The following is a 22,527-nucleotide window of genomic DNA, read 5'->3' on the forward strand; positions in this document are numbered from 1 at the left end:
AAGATACGCGGATTGTTGAGTCATTGAGGATCGTAAACAAGGGAGTTTGACATGAATGAATCGAATGAAAACGCATCGAAACCCACCCCGGCCTTTATTGGTGCATCGTGGTTCGCTCTGCTGCTTGGCATGGGTACCTACCTCATCGGACTGTTCAACGCGGGTATGGAACTCAACGAGAAGGGCTACTATCTGACACTGCTGCTCTTCGGTTTGTTTGCGGCGGTCTCGCTGCAGAAGACCGTGAGGGATCGTTCGGATGGGCTCCCCGTTACGAACCTCTACTACGGGATCGCCTGGTTCGCTCTCATCGCGTCGTTGAGCCTGCTGGCGATCGGGCTCTGGAACGCCGGAAGTCTGGTCTTGAGCGAAAAGGGCTTCTATGGCGTTAGCTTCGCGATGAGCCTTTTTGCGTCCGTTGCCGTGCAGAAGAACGTGCGCGATCTCGCCCGTTTCAAAACGGAGGATGGGTCCGAGGAATCGCCTGCCCACTCCGGCGAACCCGTTCACAGTTTCCTGCCGCAGCCGCAGTCACAGCAGTAGACGGGCCCTAAGCCCACGGCCCCATTCTTCTCAGTGGGAAAGCTCGGCTCGCTGGGGTACTCTTGTCATTTGGCCAATTTGGCCACACATTTGAATAGACATTTCAATACGAGGAGGCAGTCGTGAAGATCGATCTTGCTATGTTGCGTGGGCTTGAGCGCGAGAAGGAAATCCCCTTCGAGGAGCTCGCCGAGATCATCGAACAGGCGATTCAGTCCGCCTATCTACGGCACGCAGAAAACCAGGGCATCCCGGTCCCGAGCGAGCAGCAGGTGCGTGTCACCCTCGATCGCAAGTCGGGGGAGATCTCAGTGCTTGTTCCCGAGCTTGACGACGATGGTGCCGTTATTGGCGAGGCCTTCATCACCACCGACGAGTTCGGTCGTGTCGCGTCGAGTGCCGCGAAGCAGGTCATCAACCAGCGCTTGCGTGATCTCAGCGATGATGCGGTGCTCGGAGCTTTCAAAGACAAAGAGGGTCAGATCGTTTCGGGCGTCGTGCAGCAGGGGCCGAATCCGCGCATGGTGCACATCGACCTCGGTGATCTCGAGGCGATCCTGCCCCCGAGGAACAGATTGCGGGCGAGAAGTACCCACACGGCACTCGCATGCGCGTGTATGTGACCAGCGTCTCGAAGGGGCTCAAGGGGCCCCAGGTTGTTGTGTCGCGCACGCATCCGGGACTCGTGCGGAAGCTTTTCGAGCGTGAAGTGCCCGAGCTGGTCGAGGGTCTCGTTGAGATCGTCTCGCTCGCGCGCGAGGCAGGCCACCGCAGCAAAGTTGCGGTGCGTGCCAAGCAGGCCGGCATCAACGCGAAGGGCACCTGCATCGGTGAAATGGGCAGCCGCGTGCGTGCGGTCATGAGTGAGCTCGGTGAAGAGAAGATCGACATCGTCGATTATTCGCCGGAGCTGCCGAAGTTTGTAGCGAATGCGCTCTCGCCTGCGAAGGTCACGGATGTGTTCATGCTGAACGAATCGCTCAAGCAGGTGCGCGCGCTGGTGCCCGATTTTCAGCTTTCGCTCGCGATCGGCAAAGAGGGCCAGAACGCCCGCCTCGCCGCGAAGCTAACGGGCGCGAAGATTGATATTCAACCAGACTCAATCATGAATGATTGAGTCTGAATATCAATCTTCGCGCATCCTGAATGGCGCTCACTAGCGCCGTGAAGGATGTCCGGATAATCGACATCCAGCCTGATTCAATCATGAATGATTGAATCAGGCTGGTGTCTTGATCTTTGCGCCGGAGCGCGTCAGGGAAATGCGAGAGCATTTCCGCGCTCCGGTGGCGAGCGGGAGCGAGCTCAGAAAGCACAGCTATTCAACCGGCGTTGATCACTTGAAAGGAAACGCATCGCGTTTCCGCGTGATCGACGGTGGCGCCACCGCGCCACATCATGAATGATTGAATCCTCCCCGTCATCCTGCGCGGAGGGCTTTAGCCCGTAGTCGCAGGATCCTCGCCTTCCATGAGCAAACCTTCCCGGAAGGTGCGGGTTTCGACAACGAGGATCCTGCGACTGCGCGCAGGATGACGGGGTGGCTGCGCGGGATGACGGGGTGGCTGCGCGGGATGACGAAGCAAACCCCAACCCTGAGAGAGCGCAAGAGTGAAAGAAGGAAGCTGGTAAGATGGTTCCGGTTCGGACGTGTGTCGCGTGTCGCAAGCGTGCGTCGCGCGATGACTTACTCCGGGTGGTTTCGAGCGGTGGTCAACTTGTGTGTGACGATCGGGCGGTACTTCATGGAAGAGGAGCCTGGGTTCATCTCACGGCTCGTTGTCTGAATCAAGCGGTGTCTCGTGAAGCCTTTTCGCGTGCGCTGCGGGTGTCGGGGAAGCTCGACGCTGGCCCTATAGAGAACAGGCTGAAAACACTTATGGATATCTAATGAGCGGCTCAAAATGAGACCCGTCCGTTAATTTTGGTTCTCGCCTGTCTGGGGCGTGAACCCAGACAGGAGAAAAGTGGCTAACCCACGCGTACACGAGATCGCTGCGGAGATCGGTGTAGATAGCAAGGTCGTTCTGGCCAAGCTGAAAGATATGGGTGAGTTCGTTAAGGCGTCCTCATCCAGCGTTGCCCCACCGGTGGCACGCAAAGTCAAGGCTGCTCTCGAGGCAGAAGGCGTCACAAAGTCGAAGGACGAAGAAGCGCCTGCTGCGAAGAAGAGCGCCCCTGCGAAGCCCGCTGCGAAGAAAGCCGCTGGCCCTGTGCCCGGCCCGAAGCCGCCAGCAAAGGCAAAGGATCCTGAGCCCGCGCCCGAGGCGAAGCCCCAGCCCGATCGTGAGTCGCAGCCCGCTGCCCCCGAGCAGCCTGCCGCAGACGCTCCGGTCGGAGAGAAGCCCGCCGCAGATAAGTCGGCAAAGGCTGGCGCGCCGAAGCCCGGTGGCCCGCGCCCCGGCAATAATCCCTTTGCTTCGAGTCAGGGGATGGGCATTCCTCGCCCGCCCGTCCTGGCAACAATCCTTTTGCTCCGAATCAGGGCATGGGTCGTCCCGGCGGCGCCGGTCGCCCCTCTCCCGGCAACATTCCGCGCCCCACGGCGCGCCCCCAGGGTGGAGCTGCCGGTGGCGGACGCCCAGGCGGACCCGGCCGTCCGGGTGCTCGTCCCGGCGGTGGCGGTGGCGGTTTCAATCGCCCAGGCGGCGCCCCGGGTGCCGGTGGCGGCGCTCCCGGCGCAGGTGGCTTCGGCGCACCCCGTCCAGGTGGTGGCTTTGCTGGCCGTGGCCGCGGAGGTCGTGGCGCAGGCACCGCGGGTGCCTTTGGTCGTGGCGGCTCAAAGAGCAAGGCACGTAAGTCGAAAAGGGCGAAGCGGGCAGAATTTGAAATGCGGGAGGCGCCGTCACTTGGCGGTGTGAGCGTTCCCCGGGGCGACGGATCCACGATGATCCGTCTGCGCCGTGGAGCCTCGCTCTCTGACTTCGCAGACAAGATTGATACGAGCGCATCGAACCTCGTTACCGTGCTGTTCCACCTCGGTGAGATGGCGACGGCGACGGAGTCGCTTGACGAGGCGACCTTCCAGATTCTCGGTGAGGAACTGGGCTACAAGATCCAGGTTGTTTCGCCGGAGGACGAGGATCGCGAGCTTCTTGAGGGCTTCGACATCGATATCGATGCTGAGCTCGAGGAAGAGGGCGACGACGTCTTGCAGCCGCGCCCGCCGGTGGTGACTGTCATGGGTCACGTCGATCACGGTAAGACCCGACTGCTTGACGCGATCCGCAAGGCGAACGTGGGCGGCGGTGAGGCTGGCGGCATCACCCAGCACATCGGTGCATACCAGGTACACACTGAGCACGAGGGCGCCGATCGCGCGCTGACCGTGATTGATACCCCGGGTCACGAAGCCTTTACCGCCATGCGTGCCCGTGGTGCGCAGGTCACCGATATCGCGATCCTCGTGGTTGCGGCTGACGACGGCATCATGCCGCAGACAATCGAGGCCTTGAACCACGCGCAGTCGGCGAACGTGCCGATTGTTGTCGCGGTCAACAAGATCGATAAAGAGGGCGCAAACCCCGCAAAGGTTCGCCAGCAGCTCACCGAATTCGGCCTCGTTTCTGAAGAGTACGGCGGCGACGTCATGTTCGTCGATGTTTCTGCGAAGAACAACGTCGGTATTACCGAGCTGCTTGACGCCGTGCTGCTCACCGCTGACGCGGGTCTCGACATGCGTGCGAACCCCGATAAGGACGCTCGCGGCGTCGCCATTGAGGCGCGCCTTGACAAGGGTCGCGGTGCGGTTGCAACCGTGCTCATCCAGTCGGGTACGCTGCGCGTCGGTGACGCGATTGTTGCGGGCACGGCGTATGGTCGCGTTCGCGCAATGAGTGACGAGAACGGTGATCCGGTGCTCGAAGCACTCCCGTCACGGCCTGTGCAGGTGCAGGGTCTGTCGACCGTGCCGCGTGCTGGCGACACCTTCCTTGTCACGAGCGAGGATCGCACGGCCCGCCAGATCGCCGAGAAGCGTGAAGCTGCCGAGCGCAACGCTCTGCTCGCGAAGGCCCGCAAGCGTATCAGCCTTGAAGAGTTCACGAAGGCGCTTGAAGACGGCAAGGTTGAGTCGCTCAACCTCATCATCAAGGGTGACGTGTCGGGTGCTGTTGAGGCGCTTGAAGAGTCGCTCATGAAGATCGAGATCGACGATTCCGTGCAGCTGCGGATCCTGCACCGCGGTGTGGGTGCGATCACGGAGAGCGACGTGGATCTCGCCACGATCGACAACGCGATCGTTATCGGCTTCAACGTGCGCCCCGACGTCAAGGCCCGCGAGCGCGCTGCGCGCGAGGGTATCGACATCCGCTTCTACAACGTCATTTACAACGCTCTCGATGACATCGAGGCTTCGCTCAAGGGCATGCTCAAGCCCGAGTTTGAGGAGAAGCAGTCGGGTGTGGCGGAGATCCGCGAGGTGTTCCGCTCCTCCAAGTTCGGCAACATCGCCGGTGTGGTCGTGCGCAGCGGTGTTATTACCCGCAACGCCAAGGCGCGCGTCATCCGCGAGGGTGTCGTTATCGCCGATGGCCTCGCGATCGATTCGCTGCGTCGTTTCAAGGACGACGTGACCGAGGTGAAGGTTGACTTCGAGGCCGGTATTGGTCTCGGCAAGTACAACGACATTCAGATCGGCGACGAGATCGAGACGACCGAGATGGTGGAGAAGACCCGCGACTAGCGGAGTGTGATCCAAAGCAGGGAGGGCCCGGGCGGTGATTCTGCCCGGGCCCTCCCTGTGTGCTGCGAGTGTTAGTTGCGGTCGAAGCGACGCCCTCGGGGTTCGAGGAGAGGATCATGAAGACCAGGAGCACGATGGGGCCGACGGAAGGAATGAGCGACAGGAAATACATCGGACCCGCAAAGTTGGCGTCGTGCAGTCGGCGCCAGCTGATTGCGAGGTAGGGGACGATGGTGCCAAGTATCAAGACGAGAAAGACCGCGCCTGCGGTGAACAGCAAGAACACTCCCGTCCCCATGCCCGCATCGTTAGCGGGTATGGAAGGGGAGCCCGAACCGCCGCTTGGTGCGCTTACGGCAAGCACGATCGCCGCGATGAAGAGAAGGACCGCGGGAATGATCGAGAGCAGACTCAGGAAGAGGTAGGTCCACCAGTACTCGCTGCGCGATGCGCGCCCGCTGAAATTCGCGTAATTCTTAAAGAAGCGCCGGACCGCCTGAGGGAAAGTCGCGCCGTACAGGGGTCGGCTGAGATCTTCGGGACTGGTGGCGCCATTGTAGGGTTCGCCCGGCCCGGGCGCGCCGACTGAGGCCGGGTAGTAGGCCACCTGGGGTGTGATAAGTGGCGGCGCCTGTGGTGCGCCGTACTGCTGTTGCGAGCCCGCGTATTGGGACGCGGGCTGCTGCGGGTGATTCTGCGGTGGCACCGACGGGGTGCCTGGCTGCTGGGGATCCTCGGGAATCGGCGGGTTCGTCACGATTGCTGCTTTCTGCTTTCGGGTGGCGCCGCATTGGGACGTGGCGCTGGCATGATTCTAAGCCAACACAGAGACCTCGAGATGATGCAATGCCTGAGAGTGTACAAACATCCGTCGGCGGTAAGCTGGACCCATGAGTAATCCACGTGCGGGCAAGGTTTCCGAGCGAATCCAGCAAATCATTGCGAGGAGGCTTGAAAAGGGCTTGCGGGATCCGCGCCTCGGGTTTGTGACGATCACCGATGTGCGGGTCACGGGTGATCTGCAGCACGCGAGCGTCTTTTATACGGTCTACGGCACCGAGGAGGAGCAGGCTGACTCTGCCGCGGCGTTGAAGGCCGCGACCGGCATGCTCCGGAGCGAGGTCGGCAAGCAACTCGGCATCAGGCTCACCCCGACGCTTGAGTTCATACACGATGAACTTCCCGAGACCGCGCAGCACATGAGTGATCTGCTCGCCGAGGCGAAGCAGCGGGATGAGGCTGCTCAGGCGCTCGCGGCGCAGGCAAAATATGCGGGCGACGCGGATCCCTACGTCAAGCCCCGTGACTTTGAAGACGAGGACGGCCTCACCGCGGGCGAGCTGCGCAGCGACGAGGATCGCGACTAGCGAGGCACCCCCGCAGGTGACCGCTGCACCGCCCTACGGCAGTTTGACGCGCCCCTCGAACTCGACGATCAGGCCGTCTGCGATCAACGAGTCGAAGGCGCGCTGAGGCTGAGTGGGATCCTGCGCCGATCTGCGCCGCGCCTTCCCGTGACCTTCGTCCCCGGCCGCTGCCGCGAGCGCCGCCTCGCGGCTTACCGCATCGGATGACCGCCGCAGCAGCGCCATGATCCTGCCCCTGGCTTGCCGATCCGAGCCCTCGAAGGCCGCCTGGCGCGGCCGCTTCGTGGGAGCGTTCGCGGGGTATCCGGATCCTCGCCACTCACACCACTGAGCTACCGGGCAGAAACCGCAGCGCGGCGTCCTAGCGGTGCACACGATGGCTCCCAGCTCCATTGCGGCGGCGTTGAACACCGCGGCCGAGGCGCGATCCTCGGGAAGTAGCGCCTCCATGTCCTCGAGATCCGAATCCTTCGGCATTCCGGCCAGCGCTACTCCGTGAACGAGCCTCGCGAGCACGCGGCGGGTATTGGTATCGACCACGGGGTGCCGCTCGCCGTACGCGAAGGCTGCGATCGCGCGGGCGGTGTAGGGTCCGACCCCGGTGAGCGCGAGGAGCGCGTCAACGTCGCGGGGCACTTCGCCGCCGTGAAGACCAACAATCTCGGTCGCAGCCCGGTGCAGCCAGAGCGCGCGGCGCGGGTAGCCGAGGCGATCCCACGCCCGCACCGCTTCGCCGGGCTCGTTGGCCGCGAGCGCTGCCGGGGTTGGCCAGCGCTCAAGCCACGCGATCCAGCGCGGAATCACACGCTCAACCTGGGTTTGCTGCAGCATAAACTCCGACACGAGTACTGCCCAGGCTGATGTGCCCGGCGCGCGCCAGGGCAGATCCCGAGCCTCCCGCACAAACCACGCGTTCAGCTCAGAAGCGACGCGATCCCGATCTGAAATGCAGGCAGGAGTGTCTGAGCGCATCGCTCTAGTTTAGGCGGTGCTGCCCCGCTGAGCCTGCCGCCAAAACTGCCGAGCCTGCCTTTCACCATCGAACTGGCGGTCAGGAACCGCAGGGTCGGCGGTGAAAGGCAGTCTCGGCGATAGGATCGAGGGGTGACGAACGAGCCAACACCGCTGCCCCCGCAGGGCGGGATCCTGCTGATCGACAAGGCCTCCGACTGGACAAGTCACGACGTGGTCGCGAAGGCTCGGCGCGCGCTCGGCACCCGTAAGGTTGGTCACGCCGGTACCCTCGATCCGATGGCGACGGGGCTGCTTGTGCTCGGGGCTGGCCCGGCGACCCGGCTGCTCACCCACCTGGTCGGGCTCGACAAGACCTATACGGCGACGATCCGGCTGGGTGTCGCGACCGTCACCGATGACCGGGAGGGGGACCGGATCAGCGCGGCACCCGCCGAGTTGATTGCTGCGCTCGCTGCCGATCCCGCACGCATTGTCCGCGCCGTCTCCGAGCTCACCGGCGATATCGAGCAGGCTCCGAGCGCCGTGAGCGCCATTAAGGTTGACGGGCAGCGCGCCTACGATCGGGTGCGTGCGGGCGAACAGGTCGAGCTCAAGAAGCGGCCAGTCACCATTCACTCGTTCGAGACCGGCGCGGCCCGTGAGGCTCGCGAGGCCGACGGGCTCGCCGTGATCGACATCGACGCAACCGTGCGCTGCTCCACCGGCACCTACATTCGCGCCCTGGCTCGGGATCTCGGCGCGGCGCTCGGTGTCGGCGGGCACTTGACTGAGCTCCGCCGCGAAGCCGTCGGACCGTTCTTGGCTGCTGAAGCCTCGAGTATGGAAGCCCTGATCTCGGGCGAGGCTGGGCCGCTGCTGTCGCCTGCCGAGGTCGCCGCCACGCTCTTCCCGGTGCTGCAGCTTACGGCGCAGCAGGCGATCGACATCGGGCACGGCAAGCGTATCGAGGTTGATCCCGCGTTCGACGCTCCGCTCGCCGCCGCTCTTGCCCCGAGCGGGCGGCTCGTTGGACTCCTCAAAGTGAAGGAGGGGCGCACCCGCGTCGTCACCAACTTTCCGACCCCGGATACCGAGGTGAGCGCATGATCGCCTGGTTTGGGATCGCCGTTATCGCGATTGCACTGGCCGCTGCGATCCTGTGTCTTGTCGCCGCAGCCCGAAAGCTCGCCCCCAACGACTACACGATGGGTGCCACGCTGCTCGTCGCGCTGCTGCTCATCGCGCAGGTTATCGTGGGAATCGTTGCGCCGTTCGCGGGTAATCACGCCGCGGGGATCCGCTCGAGTTCTGGATGTACCTGATTGTCGCGCTCGCGTTGCCGCTCGGTGCGGGATTCTGGGCGCTCGTCGATCGGACTCGGTGGGCAAACCTGGTGCTCGCCGTCGTACACTTCTCGGTCGCGGTCATGATGTATCGCATGCTCGTCATTTGGGGGTGAGCCACACCCAATCGCGAGCGCGGTAGGCTGGTGGGCGTGTCAAAAGACGAACTCCGAGATGCGGGCTCCGTGAGCCCAGACCGTGTGAGTGGCCTGGGCCGCGTGCTCATCACGGTGTACGTGGTGCTTGCGCTCGCCGCAACGTTCCGCTCGGTGTTTCAGATCATTCGGAAGTTCGACGAGGCGCCGCTGGCCTACACACTCTCTGCGGTCGCTGGACTCGTCTATATCGTCGCCACCATCGCGCTAATTAAGCGGCGCGGGGCGTGGCGCGTGGTCGCCTGGGCGGCGCTGATTTTTGAGCTGAGCGGCGTACTCGTCGTCGGTACGCTGAGCCTCGTGATGCCGCAGCTGTTTGCACACCCCTCGGTGTGGTCCACATTCGGGATCGGGTACCTCTTCATTCCGCTGGTGCTGCCGATCCTGGGCCTCATTTGGTTGCGTCGAAGCAGCAGTACCGAACGGGCGGCATCCACTACGCACGCCCCATCCCCAGAGGCTGCGGCGTGATGCGGATATTCGAATCGCTTGCTGCGATCCCCGCCAATCAGCAATCGAGCACGGTAGCGATCGGCAAATTTGACGGCGTGCACCTGGGTCACCGCGCGATCCTGAACCGCTTACTTGCGACCGCCCGCGAATCGGGCACAGAGGCCGTCGTGTTTACCTTCGCGAATAACCCGCTGAGTTACTTGCGCCCCGACATTTGCCCGAAGCCCCTCATGAGCCGGGAACAGCGTCTTGCCACACTCGCAGAGGCGGGGGTGAACACCTGCGTGATGGTCGAGTTTGACGCGGAGTTTTCGCAGATTCCCGCCGAGGAGTTTGTGCAGCGCGTGCTGATCGAACAGCTACACGCTGGACATGTGATCCTGGGATCCGATTTTAGGTTCGGCCATCGCGGGCTGGGTGACGCCGAGCTACTGCGCGAGTTGGGTGCGAATCTCGGGTTCACGGTTGAGGTTGTTGACGGTGTCGTCGATGATGAGCGGGGGCGGATCTCGTCGACGCGGATCCGCGAGGCCATTCTTGCCGGAGAAGTCGAGGCGGCGGCGCGGATGCTGGGTGGCCCGGTGGTGGTGCGCGGCGAGGTGGTGCACGGAGACGCCCGCGGGCGGGATCTTGGGTTTCCCACGGCGAACCTTGGCGGCAGGATCGAGGGACTTGTTCCCGCTGACGGCGTGTACGCGGGCTTCGTGTGGCTCGACGGGGTGTCACGCCCGGCTGCGATCTCGATCGGAAACAACCCGACCTTTACCCCTGATGAACAGTCACGGGTAGAGGCCTTCATTCTTGATTTTGATGCGGACATTTACGGGTCAGAGATCGAGGTGCGTTTCGCTCACCGCCTCCGCTCGACCGAACGCTTCGCATCGCTTGAGGCACTGATTGCCCAGATGCATGCTGATGTTGAAAAGACGCGAGCGCTCACAGCCTAAGTGCGTGCTGTGAGGTGCTAAGCTAGTCGCAAGGCCGCGATTCGCGAGCACTTCTGGAGTCCCATGCTGGGCATGGTGTCAGACCCCGAGTGTCAGATTACGAACCGGTGAACGGCCTGCGCCCCGGCATCCGGGAACGCACCACGCTGATCAGGAGATCCATTGGCAAGCACCACTGCCACACGCAAGGCTGCACCGCAGAGCAGCGCGTCGACGCGTTCAAACGGGCGACGCAAGCACACCCACAACGAGGGCATCATCCCGCTGCTCGCGCGCGCCGTACGCGAGGTCGAGGCCTCCGCCCAGCGCGGCAAGGCGACGCCCGCGAACCGCACCAAGTTCCACGTCATCGCGCTGCTGATGCGCGAGGAGCGTGCGAGGGTGAAGACCGCCGAGGACGTGAGCGATGCGGAGCGGGCTGAGACGCTGAAGCGCCTCGACGGGGTCGCTTCGATCCTCGCGAAGACCGCGGCGCGCGACACGAGTCTGATCACACTGCTCGAGCCGGCCGCTCCGATCACGGAAGCCACGCGCCTCCTCAAGCGCAAGATGCTGATGCAGGCCGGGATCGAGGTTCCTGAAGAGGCAAAAGCCGCTCCCGAGACCGCGCGGACCTATGTGCCGCCGGAGCTTGCTGAACGACAGGTGGAGCCCGCCGGCATCGAGGCCAGGCGGCTCGCGAGTCCTTTTCTTGCCCCGGATCTTTCCGCACCGAAATCACCGACGCCAGTCGTGCGTCTCGCGAACTGGGAGCTGCTCCAGCCGCTTCTGAAGTCGTTTGAGCAGGGTGGTGGCGGATCCGCCTGCATGAAGCTTCCAGAGGCTCCCGTGCCGGATCGCCTCTCGCCCGCGGGCCAGGAGCTGATGCCGCACCAGGCTCGCTTCCTCGCGAGCGTGCGCGACGGTCACCGTAGTTTCTTGCTCGCTGACGAGCCGGGCCTCGGCAAGACGGCACAGTCGGTGCTCGCCGCAAGTGTGTCCGGAGACTACCCGCTGCTCGTTGTGGTGCCGAACGTGGTCAAGATGAACTGGGCACGTGAGGTTGAGCGCTGGACACCCCAGCGCCGCGTTACGGTGATTCACGGCGACGGCGCTGACGTGGATCCGTTCGCGGATGTCTTCGTCGTCAACTACGACATCCTGGATCGCCACCTGAGCTGGATCTCACGGTTCGGGTTCAGGGGCATGGTCGTCGACGAGGCGCACATGATCAAGAACACCCAGTCGCAGCGCTCTCGTAACGTGCTTGCTATCGCCGAAAGCATCCGGGGGCGCACACCAGGGGTGTCGCCGCTGATGATCGCGCTGACCGGTACACCGTTGATCAACGACATCGACGACTTCCGCGCGATTTGGCGGTTCCTCGGTTGGACCGACGGTGAGAAGCCGGGCGCAGAGCTGATGGCAAAACTGGAGAACAACGGCTGGACCCCGGCCGATCCCGCCTTCTACCCGGATGCACGTCAGAGCGTCATCGACATGGGCATCGTGCGTCGTCGCAAGATCGACGTTGCGGCTGACCTGCCCGCGAAGCGGGTTGTCGACCTGCCGGTCGAGCTTGATGACGAACTGGGGCGCGGGATCCGCGAGGCCGAGGCGCAGCTCGCCAAGAAACTCTTTGATCGCTACTCGGTGGTCAAGCGGGGCAAGCTTGGCGAGAAGCTCAGTGACGCCGCCATCATCCGCATGGTGTGCATGCAGGAGCTTGAGGAATCGAACGCATCGGCAGACGGCATGAACGTCTTCACAATGGTGCGACAGATCGGACAGGCGAAGGCCGGGCTCGCGGCCGACTATACCGCGCAGCTTGCTCACTCGGTTGGCAAGGTGGTGTTCTTTGCGAAGCACATCGACGTCATGGATCAGGCGGAGGCGCTCCTCGCGGAGCGCGGCCTGAAGACCGTTTCGATCCGCGGCGATCAGACCGCGGCGTTCCGGCAGGAGCAAATCGACGCCTTCAACAACGACCCGGGAGTCTCGGTTGCGGTGTGCTCGCTTACCGCAGCGGGCGTGGGCGTGAATCTGCAGGCCTCCTCGAACGTGGTGCTCGCGGAGCTCAGCTGGACTGATGCCGAGCAGACCCAGGCCATCGACCGGGTACACCGGATTGGCCAGGACGAGCCGGTGACCGCGTGGCGTATTGTTGCTGCCCAGACGATCGACGCGAAGATCGCCGAACTCATCGACGGCAAAGCCGGGCTTGCGGCTCGCGCGCTTGATGGTGCCGAGGCGAAGGACGAGGATGCGGACTCCGTGCAGCTCGAATCGCTGATGCATGTGCTGCGAAAAGCTGTGGAGGCGCACTCCGACCGATAGTCTTGGCATCCAGTCGACGGAGAATGGGGAGGCTATGAAACTCGGAGTGTTGTGTTCCGGAGGCGATAGCCCGGGCATGAACGCCGCGATCCGCGGTGCCGTGCTGCGTGCGGTTGACGTGCACGGTTTCGAGATGATCGGCTTCATGGACGGCTGGCGCGGCTTTCACGAGGGTGACTGGATAGCTCTCGACCGGCCTGCCGTGCGCGGGCTCTCGCCTCTCGGCGGTGTGATCCTCGGCACGAGCCGGGTACCACCGTTTGCTGGGCGCCCGGGCGAAGAGATCGATCTCTCCGACTTCCGTGCACGCTACGACGCCTACGGCCTCGACGGTTTCCTCCTGATCGGCGGCAATGGCACGCAGACCGTCGCGAGCATCCTGAGCGACCACGGGGTTCCTACCATCGGTCTCCCCAAAACGATCGACAACGATCTGAGCGCCACCGACTACACCTTCGGCTTCGACACCGCGGTGTCGATTGCGGCTGAGGCGATTGACCGTCTGCGCACGACCGGGGATTCGCACCGTCGTTGCATGGTGCTCGAGGTGATGGGCCGGGATGCCGGCTGGATCGCCCTGCATGCGGGGATGGCGGGAGGTGCGCAGGTTTCACTACTCCCGGAGTTTCCCGAAACCCTCGAGCAGGTGTGCGAGTGGGTGACGAGTGTGCGCGATCGCGGACGATCCTCGCTCGTGGTCGTCGCGGAGGGGTTCAGACTCGACGGTGCCGCGGTCACGCGCGAGGGGCTCGACGGCTTCGGGCGCCCAAGGCTGGGCGGGGTGGCAGAGGTGCTCGCGCCGCTGATCGAGGCGGAGACCGGGATCGAAACCCGGGCGACCGTGCTTGGCCACGTCCAGCGCGGCGGATCCCCGACGGCGTTTGACCGGGTGCTCGCAACCCGCACCGGTATCGCCGCCGCAGACGCCGCCCTTGCCGAATCCTGGGGCACTATGGCGGCCCTCCAGGGGGACCAAATCACGATGGTCCCACTTGCGGACGCGGTCGGCCGACTGAAGACCGTCCCTGCCGACCGCTACGCCGAAGCCCGCCTCAACTTCGGGTAGTCTGCGCCCTGCGCCCTGGTCCCGCCCTGCGCCCTGGTCCCGCCCTGCGCCCTGCGCCCTGCGCCCTGGTCCTCGGTCTCGGTCCCGCGCCCTGGTCCCGCCCCTCCCGCGCCCTGGTCCCGGTCCCGCGCCCTGGTCCCGCCCCCACGCGATCTTCCTTCGCGTGTGCGCAATCTGTTCTTATGCGCGCGCGTAACAACAATTCGCGCACACGGCGCACTCTCGGCCCCGTGGGGGTAGCGAAAGGTGGGGGAGGACAGAAAATTTTGGCTGATTTTGAGCGATTCGAGAGCAACACGCATCCTCAGCTTGACCTGTTCAAGGCGAGGTGAAACCATGAGTATGACGCGCATGTCAACGGCACGAATCCGAACACTCGGTGAAGTTCTGGCGGCGATTCCGTACGTGTCAAAATGACCTCTGTCTCCAAACGAAAGACGCCGGGTGGAACTCACCATCATCGTGCTGCTGGTCATCGTGCTGGCTCTCTTTTTCGACTTCACTAATGGTTTCCATGACACGGCCAACGCGATGGCAACCCCCATCGCGACGGGTGCGCTCAAGCCGAAAACCGCGGTGCTGCTCGCTGCCGTATTGAACCTCGTGGGAGCTTTCCTCTCGACGGAGGTCGCGAAGACCATCTCCGGCGGCCTCATCAACGAAGGCAATGGCGGGGTGCTCATCACCCCCGAGATGATTTTCGCGGGGCTGATCGGCGCGATCGTCTGGAACCTGCTGACCTGGCTGTATGGGCTGCCCTCCAGCTCTTCGCACGCCCTCTTCGGTGGCCTGATCGGAGCCGCGATTGTCGGTGCAGGCTTCTCTGCGATCAACGGCGGAGTTTTTCTATCGAAGATCATCATTCCCGCGCTTGCGGCCCCCTCACTGCTGGTGTCGTCGCGTTTACCGCGACGAAGGTGGCCTACGCGATCACGCGCCGGCACGACGGTAAGAAAGACGGTCGCGGCCGATTCCGCTACGCCCAGATCGCATCCTCGTCGTTGATCGCGCTCGCGCACGGCACGAACGATGCGCAGAAGACGATGGGCGTTATCACCCTTACTCTCGTCGCGGCGAACCTTCAGGATCCTGGCACAGGCCCGGCGCTGTGGGTGATCGTCAGCTGCGCGCTCGCGATCGCCATCGGCACCTACTCGGGTGGCTGGAGGATCATTCGTACGCTTGGTGCCGGGCTCACCCAGGTGAAACCGGCCCAGGGCTTTGCTGCCGAGACGAGCACCGCCGCGACGATCCTCGCCTCCACGCACCTCGGTTTCGCTCTTTCGACCACGCAGGTCGCGTCTGGCTCGGTGATTGGGTCGGGGCTTGGGCGTCGCGGATCGAGCGTGCGCTGGCGCACCGTCGGCCGTATCGCGTCTGGCTGGTTCTTCACGCTTCCCGCCGCCGCTGTGGTTGGCGCGATAGCCGCATTTATCGCCCATCTCGGGATGGTTGGTGTGGTCATCGACGCGATTCTTGGTGCCGGTTTCATCCTCTTCATTTTCTGGCGATCAAGCCGAAACAAAGTTGATGCCTCGAACGCGATCGCCGTGCCCGATGTCGCGGAATCTGGCTACGCTGTTCGAATCCGCAGGCGCAAGGTCAAGCCGGTCCCCACGGAGACAGGCACCGTACCTCCTCTTACCGCTGTGGCACAGTCTGCCGTCCGATCCGATGTGGCTGCGCTTGAAGCTGAGCGTCTCCTCCGCGAGGCTGAACGGGCAGTCGAACGGGCAGCCGAAAAACAGAAGGAAGGTGACCGGTGAACGTCGATTGGGTGGCCTTTCTGGTCGTATTCGGGACCTCCCTTGCTGCATCAGTGTTTGTGGTGGGGTTGTACTCGCTCGGGATCCGCTTCCTTGCGACCCCCATGCCTCCGCAGCGCCGCGCCGACGGCACCGTGGAACCGAACGGCCCCTCACGTGATGACGAGGACGACGACGTGGAGACGGGCGGCCGCCCGCGGTGGGCGACACTTTCCGCATACACCTGTTTCGGGCTCTCCGTCGTCGCGGTCCTCGTGGGGATCTATATGATCGTGCCCGCGCTCCACAGGTAGTGATATGAGAGCGACGTCGATCACTCGGATCCCCGGCATTGTTCAGGGGCTGCGCCACAGTTACAACCGCGGTGTTACTCGCCCCGAAGCCTGGCGGCGGGAACAATTGCTCAGGTTGCGTAAGTTGCTACAGGATCGTGGCGCCGACTTCGAACGAGCGCTCTTCGACGATCTTGGCAAATCTGGAACAGAATCGCAGCTGACGGAGATCGGCTTCCTGATCTCCGAAATTGACCACGCGCTCGCGCACCTCTCGAAGTGGATGCGGCCCCGCAGGGTGAGTGTGCCGCTCGCGGTGCTTCCCGCGTCCGCACGTATCATTCCCGAGCCGCTGGGCGTTGTTCTGGTCATTGCCCCCTGGAATTACCCACTGATGCTCGCGCTCTCGCCCCTGATCGGCGCCCTCGCCGCAGGCAACGCCGCCGTGGTGAAGCCGAGCGAACTGGCGCCCGCCACGTCCGCGCTGATCGGCCGCACCCTCGCGGATGCGCTCGATCCGCGCGCCGTAGCTGTGATCGAGGGCGCGGTGCCCGAGACGACCGCGCTTCTCGAGGAGCGGTTCGATCACATCTTCTATACCGGTAGCGGCCGCGTCGGCCGGATCATTGCGCGGGCGGCCGCCGAACACCTCACTCCGATTACCCTCGAGCTCGGCGGAAAGTCTCCCGCCTACGTCGACGACACGGTGCCGCTAGCAGAAACTGCCCGCAGGATCGCGTGGGGGAAGTTCATCAATGCGGGTCAAACCTGCGTCGCGCCCGACTACGTGCTCGGCACTGCGAAAGTGCTGCGCGAGCTTGCGCCACTTCTCGAAGATGCGATCCGTGATCTCTACGGTACCGCCACCGACCGCAACCCCGACTACGGACGCATTGTTGACGATGCGCAGTTCTCGCGGCTCGTCGGCTACCTGGATGACGGCGTTGTTGTCGCCGGTGGCCGCCACGACTCCGCAAGCCGCTTCATCGAGCCCACGCTGCTCACGGGTGTGGGACGGGACTCGAGCGTGATGCGGGAGGAAATCTTCGGGCCGATCCTTCCGCTGATTGAGGTGCAGGATCTCGGAGACGCGATCGGATTTGTCGCCGAACGCGATAAGCCCCTCGCCGCCTACGTATTCTCAGACGATGGGGACACCCGCCGCCGTTGGGAGCGCGAGACGAGCTCCGGTGCGCTGAGCTTTGGCGTGCCCGTGTTGCAGCTGGTCGCCCCCGAGCTCCCTTTTGGTGGGGTCGGGGCGAGCGGTATGGGTGCCTATCACGGTGAGCGTTCCTTTCTGGTGTTCAGTCACGAGAAGCCGGTGCTGTCGAAGCCGCTCGTGCCCGACACCCTTGCCGCGACGATCATGCCGCCCTACACCGCCGCCAAAGACACGCTGGCGCGTCGGTGGCTTCGGCGAGTGCTATAGCTCGACGCGTCATCGCTTTGGCAGCGCTTATGCATATGTCGCTCGGTAGGATTGTGACGTGGAAGAGCAACAGAGCGACCCCGGCGCGGTTACGCAGGATGCACCTGCGGTGAGCGCTGCGAACGAGATTCCGTTTGGGGTGCGGGTCGCGGCGGCTTGGTCGTGGCGCCTGATCCTGATCGCACTTGCCTTCGCGGGTGTTCTGTGGCTTATCGTGCAGGTGCGCATTATTGTGATCCCGCTCCTGATCGCGATCCTGCTCACTGCCTTGCTCGCCCCTGTCGTGCGGTGGATCGAGCGCCGTGGTGCGCCGCGCTGGCTGGGTGTGGTGATCGCGCTCGCGCTTTTTGTGGCGGCAGTTTGGATCCTGGTCACTCTGATTGTGACTCAGCTGCGGAGTGGCTTTGATGATCTCGCGAGGCGTTCGGAAGACGTCTGGTGGGAGTTGCTGCACTGGGTTGAAGGTAACCAGCTCGGAATCTCCGCGGGGCAGATCGACGAGTTTTTCGCCCAGCTTACGAAGGCGATTGAGGGTAACCAAGGCGCAATCTGGAGCGGAGCGCTCGGCGTGGCGACAACGGCCGGCCAAGTGGTTACTGGGCTGCTGCTCACCATCTTTTCGCTGATTTTCATGCTTATCGACGGGAAGCGGATTTGGTTCTGGGTGGTCGGGTTCTTGCCCGCAAGAGCCCATGCTCCGATCGATTCGGCAGGCCGTGCAGGCTGGGTTTCGGTCGGGCAGTACGTGCGCGTGCAGATTTTTGTTGCGTTCGTCGACGCCGTGGGGATCGGGGTTGGTGCCGCCCTGCTGCAGGTTCCGCTCCCGATCCCGATCGCGATTCTTGTGTTCCTTGGTTCTTTCATTCCGTTTTTGGGAGCGATTTCGACCGGGTTGCTCGCGTCGTTCATTGCGCTTGTGTACAACGGGCCAGTCAATGCGCTCATCATGCTTGGTGTCGTGATCCTAGTCAACCAGATTGAAGGCCACGTGCTGCAGCCGCTCGTGATGGGAAGTGCTGTGCGCGTGCACCCGCTCGGCGTGGTGCTCGCCGTGTCGACGGGGGTGCTCGTCGCGGGGATCCCCGGCGCGTTGTTTGCGGTGCCGCTTGTGGCCTCCGCCAATGCGATCGTGAACACTCTGGTTCATAAAGAGTGGGATGCGAGTACCAACCCGGTGGCCCTGTACCACCGGCGAGAAAAGACCCAACACGAGGCGCGACATCGAGCCCGCAACGTGTCTCGCATGAAGCGCAAGGAAGGTTTCTCATGACGCAGACTGCCACCGCCCCCACCCTGGATGCTTTCGAGCAGGCCCTCTCTACGGTCCACCGGGTGACGCAGCGCACCCCGCTCGAATCTTCACGGTTCTTGGCAGACGTATTGGGCGTGCCGCAGGTCTACCTTAAATGTGAGAACCTGCAGCGCACGGGTGCCTACAAGCTGCGGGGCGCCTACAACCACCTCTCGCGGTTGAGTGACGAACAGAAGGCCCGCGGCGTGGTTGCCGCTTCGGCCGGCAACCACGCACAGGGAGTTGCCTTTGCGGCTCGCGAGCTCGGGATCAAGGCGACCATCTTCACCCCGCTCGGCGTGGCGCTGCCGAAGCTGCAGGCGACCAAGAACTACGGGGCCGAGGTGGTGCTTGTTGGCGACACCTTCAACGAGACAAACACCGCAGCGCAGGAGTTTGTGCGCGAAACGGGTGCGCACTTTGTGCCGCCGTTTGACGATATGGCCGTGATCGAGGGACAGGGAACTGTTGCGCTCGAAATGTTCGAGGCCGCCCCGAGATCGAGACCATTGTGGTGCCGATCGGTGGTGGTGGGCTGATTGCCGGGGTCGCTGCCGTCGCGAAGCAGATTGCCGCGCGCGAGGGGCGCCAGATGCGGATCATCGGGGTGCAGGCAGAGAACGCCGCAGCCTACCCCGAATCGCTCGCGCTGGGGGAGCTTGTCACGATCAAGACCCGGCCGACGATTGCGGACGGGATCGCGGTTGCGCGCCCCGGGGAACTGAACTTCGACATTATCCGCGAATACGTTGACGAAGTGGTGACGGTCAGCGACGACGACATCGCGCGCGCGATCGTGCTGTTGCTCGAGCGGGCGAAGCTGGTGGTTGAGCCCGCAGGCGCCGCGGGGGTCGCGGCGATGCTGGCAGGCAAGATCAAGGCGACGGGGGTGACCGCCACGATCCTCTCGGGCGGCAACATTGACCCGCTGCTGCTGCAGCGTGTGATCGGCCACGGCCTCGCCGCCGCCGCCCGCTATCTGAAGCTGCGGATCCTGCTCCCTGATATCCCGGGTCAGCTCGTGCGTACCGCGAGTATCGTCGCGGAACACAACGCGAACGTCGTTGAGGTCATCCACACGCGCCATGCAACCGAGCTGCCCATCAGTGAGGTGGAGCTTGAGCTGCACATCGAAACGCGGGGTCAGGATCACGGCGAGGCCGTCACCCAGGCCCTCCGCGATGCCGGCTACACGGTGCGGGTGGGGGAGCGGTACTAGCTCTCGCGTAACGCCGGTTGAGCGAGGCTTGCCGAGTCGAAACCAAGGAACGGTCCCCTTTGTTCCGACTCGATGGGCGCCGTAACTACATCAAAAACCACAGCTACATCGATAATTTGAGAAAGTTGATGTAGTTGTGGTTTTTGGCGTACCTGTGGCGGCCGGGCGCGCAAGACAACGTGCCCCTACAGCTTCGCCCCGCTCTGCCCGGCATAGAGCCGAATCGCGCGCAGCGCGTCCTTGACCGTGATGCTGCCGCCCGCCACGATGTGTAGGCCGTAGGCATCCTCGAGGGCAACAAAATTCATTGCAATGTCTTCAATCGGCCCGGTGAGCAAGAACTCGCCGCTTTCGACACCCTCCTCGAGGATTTGGCGGAAGAGCGCGAGCTGTTCACCGTAGAGTTGCTGCACGAGTTGATCGTGCAGGGGGGACTTGCCCGCGAGCACGTCAAACTCGTAGAGCAGCCGCATGAGTGCGTCATCGGGTCCGCTTGGCAGCCCCGCTTCGATCGCGGCGTTTAGCTTCGCGGGCGCCCCGGTGTGCTTGGCGACGAGGGCTGCCCGTTCAGCACCGACTCTCGCCATACCCGCGGAGTGGGCCTCGACCAGGATCGCTTCAAGATCCGCGTAGTAGTAGAGCAGTGCCCCGCGGGTAACGCCGGCCTGGTTCGCAACGTCGGTAAGTGAGAGGTTGCGCAGCCCGTGTTCGGCTGCGGCTTCGAGCGCCGCATCGATCACTTCGAGGCGGCGCTGCTTCTGTGTGCTCGGACGGGCCATACCAGCCAGTATGCCAGGCGCGAGCCGGATCAGGGGCGTCACCAAACAGTTATTTGACAAATGAGTAAATTAATTTACTCTTGAGTAAAAAAACTCGACAGTGGTTACGGCGAAGGCCGAACCACCCACCCCAAACTCAGGAGCAGACATGGCGGTCGACACCCTCTACACCGGCGGACGGATCCGCACCTTTGACCCTGCGCAACCGTGGGCGGAAGCGCTCGGTGTGACCGGCGATCTCATCACTTACGTCGGGTCGGTGGAAGAAGCTCCTTCAGCCCGCCGCACCGTACATCTCGAGGGTAGGTTGCTGACGCCGGGTGTCGCCGACACCCACAACCACCTGCTGCTGGGTTTTGACGATCTCGCGGTCAGCCTCGACCAGGTGCAAAGCCTCGACGTCGTGCGCGCCCGCATCGCCGAGTTCGCCGAGACGCACCCTGAGCTCGACTGGGTCTGCGCGGAGAACGCGCTCTACTCCGTCGTCGAGGGCCGCCGCCCCCGCGCAGACGACCTGGTCGGCGTCACTGACAAGCCGGTGTTCATCACCACCTATGACCAGCACTCGGTCTGGCTGAATCGGCCCGCGATGGCGAAGCTCGGGATCCTGAACGGCGGCAGTATCGCCTGGGGTAACCCTGAGATTGATCCCGCGACTGGTGATCCGACCGGCTGGGTCACCGATTTCTACACGCGCGCGATGACCATCAGCGGACTTGAGGAACTGCAGCGGGACATCCCCATGTACTCACCGGATCGCCGCTACCGCAAGATTACGAACAGCCTGGAGATGGCCGCAAGCGTCGGCATCACCACCGTCGTCGAGCCGCAGGTGCCGCTTGCCGAACTCGACCTCTTTGCCCGCGCCGAGCGCGAAGGCAAGCTCACCTCGCGCACGATCGCCGCGATCTATCATGCGGTGGGGGCCGACGGGGATTTCCGCGCCCGCATCACCGAGGCGATCCGCGAGACTCCCCAGCACGAGCGATTCAGGCTTGGGCCCGTGAAGCTCTACGCCGACGACGTGATTGAACCGCACACGGCCGCGATGCTCGAAGACTACGCGAATCGCCCCGGCAACCGCGGCCACACGAGCCTCGAACCGACCGAGTTCACGAAGCTGTTTATCGAGCTCGACCGGCTCGGTTACCAGGTGCACACCCACGCGATTGGCGACTGGGGGATCAAGCTCACGCTCGACTCCATCGAGGCTGCTCTGCGTGCGAATGGAGCGCGGGATGCGCGTCACGGCATCGTGCACGTTGAATGTCTAGCCCCGGAGGATCTGCCGCGTTTCCGAGAGCTCGGTGTGGTCGCTGCGATGCAGCCGCGGCACGCGTCCCCCGACCTCGTCGCTGGCGCCTGGATGGACAACGTGGGCGAGGCCCGCTGGGATCGCGCCTGGCGGTTCCGTTCGATGATCGAGTCGGGTGCGCGGGTGACGTTCTCGAGCGACTGGCAGGTGGGCGAGATGGATCCGCTCGTCGGCATCTATAGCGCGATGACCCGTGCCCGCCTCGACGGGCAGGACGCCTGGACCGTGGACGAGCGACTCGACCTTGACCGCACTCTGCAGGCCTATACGAAGGGCGGTGCCGAGGCGTTCCATCAAGAGGGCTCGCTCGGCATGCTGCGGGTGGGGTATCTCGCGGATCTTGTCGTGTGGTCGGGTGATCTCTACGATATGGAACCCGCCCAGATTCTGGAGCAGCGCGCCGATCTCACGGTTGTCGGGGGCACGCCGATCCACGATGCCCGCGGCGAACTCGGTGGCACGGCCGCCGCCACAAACGTGCAGGCGCAGGATCCTGCCGGTGCTGCTGGCACAGCCACCCACTCCTGCGCCGAGCCCGCTGCGGATCCCCACTCCCACTGACCCGCAGATTTGGTGAGTGACCACCTAAGCAGCGAGTGACCACCTGACCCGCGCGTCGGTATGGTGG

Annotated in this window: 16 protein-coding genes and 5 pseudogenes; 18 read left to right on the forward strand and 3 right to left on the reverse strand. The window is 63.7% G+C overall.

The features are described from left to right. Window positions 1-51 precede the first annotated feature (51 nt). The 4 genes and pseudogenes from yiaA (at window position 52) to infB (ending at window position 5,227) form a co-directional block, all read left to right on the forward strand. Window positions 52-543 carry an inner membrane protein YiaA gene (gene yiaA, locus G7067_RS04985; protein WP_166322440.1) on the forward strand — a complete coding sequence of 164 codons (492 nt, stop codon included), beginning with the start codon at window positions 52-54 and terminating at the stop codon, window positions 541-543. Window positions 544-665: 122 nt separating this feature from the next. Further along, window positions 666-1,660 (forward strand): annotated as a pseudogene (gene nusA / locus G7067_RS04990) (transcription termination factor NusA). A gap of 516 nt (window positions 1,661-2,176) precedes the next feature. After that, entirely contained in the window at window positions 2,177-2,434 is a 258-nt protein-coding gene (locus G7067_RS04995) for a YlxR family protein (RefSeq protein ID WP_166322442.1), read from the forward strand. Between the two features lie 76 nt (window positions 2,435-2,510). Then, window positions 2,511-5,227: pseudogene (gene infB / locus G7067_RS05000) on the forward strand (translation initiation factor IF-2). Window positions 5,228-5,381: 154 nt separating this feature from the next. Here infB and G7067_RS15170 read toward each other — a convergent pair. After that, window positions 5,382-5,984, reverse strand: a pseudogene (locus tag G7067_RS15170) (DUF805 domain-containing protein); the annotation flags it as partial. Between the two features lie 133 nt (window positions 5,985-6,117). Here G7067_RS15170 and rbfA point away from each other — a divergent pair. Next, the gene (gene rbfA / locus G7067_RS05005; protein WP_166322444.1) at window positions 6,118-6,594 is read left to right on the forward strand and encodes a 30S ribosome-binding factor RbfA; all 477 of its coding nucleotides are present in this window, start codon (window positions 6,118-6,120) and stop codon (window positions 6,592-6,594) included. A 33-nt stretch (window positions 6,595-6,627) separates the two neighbouring features. Here the strand turns inward: rbfA and G7067_RS05010 are convergent, their stop codons facing one another. Next, complete coding sequence (locus G7067_RS05010) at window positions 6,628-7,566, reverse strand: A/G-specific adenine glycosylase (RefSeq protein WP_166322446.1); 939 nt, start codon at window positions 7,564-7,566, stop codon at window positions 6,628-6,630. A 132-nt stretch (window positions 7,567-7,698) separates the two neighbouring features. On the opposite strand from G7067_RS05010, the gene truB reads away from it, so the two are divergent. From truB to ilvA, 12 genes and pseudogenes are all read left to right on the forward strand, one after another. After that, window positions 7,699-8,655, forward strand: a complete 957-nt coding sequence (truB, locus tag G7067_RS05015; protein ID WP_166322448.1) for a tRNA pseudouridine(55) synthase TruB — start codon at window positions 7,699-7,701, stop codon at window positions 8,653-8,655. Beyond that, window positions 8,652-8,870 carry a hypothetical protein gene (locus G7067_RS14155; RefSeq protein ID WP_244301273.1) on the forward strand — a complete coding sequence of 73 codons (219 nt, stop codon included), beginning with the start codon at window positions 8,652-8,654 and terminating at the stop codon, window positions 8,868-8,870. Before truB ends, G7067_RS14155 begins: the two co-directional genes overlap by 4 nt. Next, window positions 8,861-9,007 carry a hypothetical protein gene (locus G7067_RS14160; RefSeq protein ID WP_244301274.1) on the forward strand — a complete coding sequence of 49 codons (147 nt, stop codon included), beginning with the start codon at window positions 8,861-8,863 and terminating at the stop codon, window positions 9,005-9,007. Before G7067_RS14155 ends, G7067_RS14160 begins: the two co-directional genes overlap by 10 nt. Window positions 9,008-9,043: 36 nt before the next feature. Then, on the forward strand, window positions 9,044-9,517 hold the full coding sequence (locus G7067_RS05025; RefSeq protein ID WP_425280695.1) for a hypothetical protein: 474 nt from the start codon (window positions 9,044-9,046) through the stop codon (window positions 9,515-9,517). Continuing rightward, window positions 9,517-10,446 (forward strand): bifunctional riboflavin kinase/FAD synthetase, encoded by a 930-nt coding sequence (locus tag G7067_RS05030; protein WP_166322450.1) that lies wholly within the window; start codon window positions 9,517-9,519, stop codon window positions 10,444-10,446. Before G7067_RS05025 ends, G7067_RS05030 begins: the two co-directional genes overlap by 1 nt. 162 nt (window positions 10,447-10,608) lie before the next feature. Continuing rightward, window positions 10,609-12,762, forward strand: a complete 2,154-nt coding sequence (locus G7067_RS05035; RefSeq protein WP_166322452.1) for a DEAD/DEAH box helicase — start codon at window positions 10,609-10,611, stop codon at window positions 12,760-12,762. 34 nt (window positions 12,763-12,796) lie between these two features. Then, window positions 12,797-13,828 (forward strand): 6-phosphofructokinase, encoded by a 1,032-nt coding sequence (locus G7067_RS05040; RefSeq protein WP_166322454.1) that lies wholly within the window; start codon window positions 12,797-12,799, stop codon window positions 13,826-13,828. A 444-nt stretch (window positions 13,829-14,272) separates the two neighbouring features. Next, window positions 14,273-15,594 (forward strand): annotated as a pseudogene (locus G7067_RS05045) (inorganic phosphate transporter). Beyond that, on the forward strand, window positions 15,591-15,887 hold the full coding sequence (locus G7067_RS05050) for a hypothetical protein (protein WP_166322456.1): 297 nt from the start codon (window positions 15,591-15,593) through the stop codon (window positions 15,885-15,887). The pseudogene G7067_RS05045 and the gene G7067_RS05050 overlap by 4 nt, the downstream one beginning before the upstream one ends. Window positions 15,888-15,891: 4 nt before the next feature. Next, window positions 15,892-17,295 carry an aldehyde dehydrogenase family protein gene (locus tag G7067_RS05055; protein ID WP_166322458.1) on the forward strand — a complete coding sequence of 468 codons (1,404 nt, stop codon included), beginning with the start codon at window positions 15,892-15,894 and terminating at the stop codon, window positions 17,293-17,295. Between the two features lie 58 nt (window positions 17,296-17,353). After that, a complete protein-coding gene (locus G7067_RS05060) occupies window positions 17,354-18,565 on the forward strand; it encodes an AI-2E family transporter (RefSeq protein ID WP_166322460.1) in 1,212 nt (403 codons plus the stop codon). Continuing rightward, window positions 18,562-19,805, forward strand: a pseudogene (ilvA, locus tag G7067_RS05065) (threonine ammonia-lyase). The gene G7067_RS05060 and the pseudogene ilvA overlap by 4 nt, the downstream one beginning before the upstream one ends. Before the next feature lie 185 nt (window positions 19,806-19,990). Here ilvA and G7067_RS05070 read toward each other — a convergent pair. Next, on the reverse strand, window positions 19,991-20,584 hold the full coding sequence (locus G7067_RS05070; RefSeq protein ID WP_166322462.1) for a TetR/AcrR family transcriptional regulator: 594 nt from the start codon (window positions 20,582-20,584) through the stop codon (window positions 19,991-19,993). 148 nt (window positions 20,585-20,732) lie between these two features. Here G7067_RS05070 and G7067_RS05075 point away from each other — a divergent pair, with 148 nt between their 5' ends. Next, entirely contained in the window at window positions 20,733-22,460 is a 1,728-nt protein-coding gene (locus G7067_RS05075) for an amidohydrolase (RefSeq protein WP_166322464.1), read from the forward strand. The last annotated feature ends 67 nt before the right edge of the window (window positions 22,461-22,527 follow it).

This window comes from Leucobacter insecticola (assembly GCF_011382965.1).
Lineage (GTDB): Bacteria > Actinomycetota > Actinomycetes > Actinomycetales > Microbacteriaceae > Leucobacter > Leucobacter insecticola.